Raw genomic sequence first — 2287 nt, 5'->3', positions numbered from 1 at the left:
CCAAGCCCCAGCAGCAAAGCCATGCCCCCCTTCAATCCCAGTTGACGCAGTTGGAAGGAACGGGTGGCCACGGCCCGCAGCAAATTCTGGAACTCCTCCTGCACCAGCGGCAAGAAGCGCAGGGAGAGCAGGAGCATGAACCCCAATTCCGTGGTGGGAATCCCCAGGCGTCCCAGGGGGCGCAGGATCCAGGCAAAGGCCCAGGCCAGGTCTTCCGCCGGTGTGGAAGTCAGCAGCAGGTTGGCGCTGTGAACCAGGGTGAACAGCAGCGTCCCGCTGCGGAGAGCCAGGTCCAGAGAGGCCCGGTTAACCGCCAGGGGTCCCAGTTGCAACGGCGGCCGGCCGACGGGTCCCCACCGCCAGAGTTGCCAGGGTTCCCCCGCTGCGGAGCGGGGAGCGTCCGCCGGCAGCAACCGCACCTCTTCCGCCGGGCGCTGGGGCGCCTGGGGCACGGTGACGCCAGCGGGAATCACCAGGAAAACGGCGCCCACCAGACAAGAGGCCGCCAGCAGCAGGGGAATCAGGCGACGCCACAGCAACCAGGGGAGACCACAAACCGCCGTCAGCAGCAGCAGCAGACCCACGAGGCCAAGGCGCCAGGCCCCGTTGGCCAGAATCGGCGTGATCAGAAACGCCAGGGTCCAGGCCAGCTTGAGGCGCACGTCCACCCGGCGGATCCAGCCCCGCTCCCCATCCACGTATTGCCCCATGGGCAGTTGTCGTAACCAATCCATGGCAGAGGGGAAGGGCAGCGCGGCTCAACCAGTAGCCTGACACCTCAGCCCACTGTGGCGATGCAGGATGAATCCGCCCATGATCCCGCCCTCCTGGCCCTCCTGAACAGCATTGCCCGCTGGCGCAGCCAACGGTGTGACCTCCTGCTGCAAAGTGGGCGCCTGGCGGATGCCCATGCTTTGGCCCAGGAGTTTACGGGCTGGGGGGATGAACCGTCAGAGCGGTGATTTCTCCTCTTCGTCCTGTTGGGACGACGACACGACGGCGGCAAGGCCGCGCCGGGACTGGCGTTCACTCCTGCCCCGCCAGAACAGCCGCAGGGGCGACCCTTCAAAGCCCAACCCTTCCCGAATCTGCCGTTCGATATAACGCCGGTAGTTGTCGGTAAACCGCTTGGGGTCGTTGACGAACAAACTGAAACACGGCGGCCGGGTGGCCACCTGGGCGCCGTAGTAGAGCCGACCTTGGCGGCCGCCGCGGCTGGTGGGGGGGCTGCGCCAGGCAAGGGCCTCCCGGAGCAGTTCGTTCACTACGCTGGTGCCCACCCGTCGCCGATGCTGCTCCACCGCGGCTTTCGCCAGGGAGAAAATCCGCTCCACCCGCTGCCCCGTCCTGGCGGAGATGAACGTCATGGGGGCCCAGTCCACAAAATAAAGCTTGCCGTAGAGGCGTTTTTTCATGGCGGCCATGGTGTGGGTGTCCTTGGCAACGGCGTCCCACTTGTTCACCACCACCACGCAGGCGCGGCCTTCCTCGGCAATGCGCCCCGCCAGCCGCTGGTCCTGCTCGGTGACGCCGTCCAGGGCGTCAATCACCAGAAGACACACATCACTGCGGGCAATGGCCTTGAAACTGCGGTTCACCCCGAAGAATTCCGGTCCATAGGCCACCCGGCCCCGGCGGCGAATCCCGGCGGTGTCCACCAGGCGCCAGCATTGACCCTGCCGCTGGATCTGCGTATCAACGGCATCCCGGGTGGTGCCGCTCACGGGGCTGACAATGGAGCGGGGTTCCCCACAGACGGCATTCAGCAAGCTGGACTTGCCCACGTTGGGCCGGCCGATGATGGCCAGTTGAATGGGTTCCGCCTCCTGATCCTGCTGTTGTTCGGGGAGCAGGTCGTGCAACTGGTCCAGAAGATCGCCGGTGCCCACCCCGTGGATGCTGGAGACCGGTTGAGGCTCACCCAGGCCCAGGCTCCAGAAGTCGGCAGCCAGGGCGGCGCCCATTTGGGGCGATTCACACTTGTTGACCGCCAACAGTACCGGCAGGGAATGATTGCGCAGCCAGGAGGCAATGGTTTGATCCGCCGTGGTGAGCCCCTGCTGCCCGTCCACCACCATCACCACGGCACAGGCTTCCCCCAGGGCCAGGGCCACCTGCTCACGGATCTCCGGCAGAAAGGTGCTGTCGTCCTCAAACACCAACCCCCCGGTATCCACCAGGCGAAAGCGGCGCCCCACCCATTCCGCCTCCTGGTAGGTGCGGTCCCGGGTGATGCCCGGCTGATCGTCCACAATGGCCTGGCGGGATCCCGCCAAACGGTTCACCA

3 protein-coding genes are annotated in these 2287 nt (G+C 66.0%); 1 reads left to right on the top strand and 2 read right to left on the bottom strand.

What is annotated here, in order from left to right:
• On the bottom strand, positions 1 to 734 hold a 734-nt coding region (locus tag BG35_RS0109350), incomplete at its 3' end, for a CbiQ family ECF transporter T component (RefSeq protein ID WP_025782610.1).
• Positions 735 to 794: 60 nt separating this feature from the next.
• Between BG35_RS0109350 and BG35_RS13265 the strand changes: the two genes are divergently transcribed.
• Positions 795 to 962, top strand: a complete 168-nt coding sequence (locus BG35_RS13265; RefSeq protein ID WP_161632600.1) for a hypothetical protein — start codon at positions 795 to 797, stop codon at positions 960 to 962.
• On the opposite strand, the gene der is transcribed toward BG35_RS13265, so the two are convergent.
• Complete coding sequence (gene der / locus BG35_RS0109340) at positions 951 to 2285, bottom strand: ribosome biogenesis GTPase Der (protein WP_051506243.1); 1335 nt, start codon at positions 2283 to 2285, stop codon at positions 951 to 953. The two genes, BG35_RS13265 and der, sit on opposite strands and share 12 nt — an antisense overlap.
• Positions 2286 to 2287 lie beyond the last annotated feature (2 nt).

The sequence above is a fragment of the Candidatus Synechococcus spongiarum SH4 genome (assembly GCF_000586015.1).
Classification (GTDB): domain Bacteria; phylum Cyanobacteriota; class Cyanobacteriia; order PCC-6307; family Cyanobiaceae; genus Synechococcus_B; species Synechococcus_B spongiarum_F.
The sequence above is the reverse complement of the archived record's forward strand: the minus strand, read 5'-3'. Positions and strand labels throughout refer to the sequence as shown.

What these genes read in the sequence shown, in the direction of transcription:
- BG35_RS13265 (WP_161632600.1), top strand. Translation starts at nt 795, where the DNA reads ATGCAGGATGAATCCGCCCATGATCCCGCCCTCCTGGCCCTCCTGAAC.